The following is a 746-nucleotide window of genomic DNA, read 5'->3' on the forward strand; positions in this document are numbered from 1 at the left end:
TTGAGCTGCTGCCGGTTTCGCGGACACCAAGATAGGCTACGCTACCTCAGATTGTTTCTCGAAGTCGATGGGGCTGAGGTACCCCAAGGTCGAGTGCCGGCGCCTCGGATTATAGAAGCGCTCGATATAGTCGAACACGTCGGCCTTGGCCTGGTTGCGCGTGCGATAGACCCTCCTGCCGATACGTTCGGTCTTGAGCGAGGAGAAGAAGCTCTCCATCGCGGCATTGTCCCAGACATTGCCCGAGCGGCTCATTGAACAGGTGACGCCGTTGTCGGCCATCAACCGCTGGAACTGCTCACTGGTATATTGGCTGCCCTGGTCCGAGTGATGCAGCAGGGCATCGGGCTTGCCGCGCCGCCAGATCGCCATGACCAGCGCGTCGGTGACGAGCTGCGCGGTCATCGTGGCGCTCATCGACCAACCCACGACGCGCCTGGAGAAAAGGTCGATGACGGCGGCGACATAGAGCCAGCCCTCGGCGGTCCAGACGTAAGTGAAGTCCGCCACCCACTTCTGGTTGGGGCCATCGGCGCTGAACTGGCGGTCGAGTACGTTGGCGGCGATCACCGAGCGCAGGCCGTCGTCCTTGGGCAAGCCGCGACGGCGTGGCCTTGCACGAAGGCCCTGCTGGCACATCAGCCGCTCGATGCGATGCAGTCCGCAGGAGATGCCTTCGGCGAGCATGTCGTGCCAGACGCGCCGGGCGCCATAGGTGCGGTCGCTGGCAAGGAAGCACTCCCTGA

General features: G+C 63.4%; 1 protein-coding gene. It reads right to left on the minus strand.

The annotated features are described in order from the left end of the window. Positions 1-36: 36 nt before the first annotated feature. Positions 37-746 (minus strand): IS3 family transposase (locus tag AC3WJD_RS22055; protein WP_492749005.1); only part of this gene is annotated, 710 nt, incomplete at its 5' end.

The organism is Sphingobium sp. FW306-1B-F04DB, from assembly GCF_058781925.1.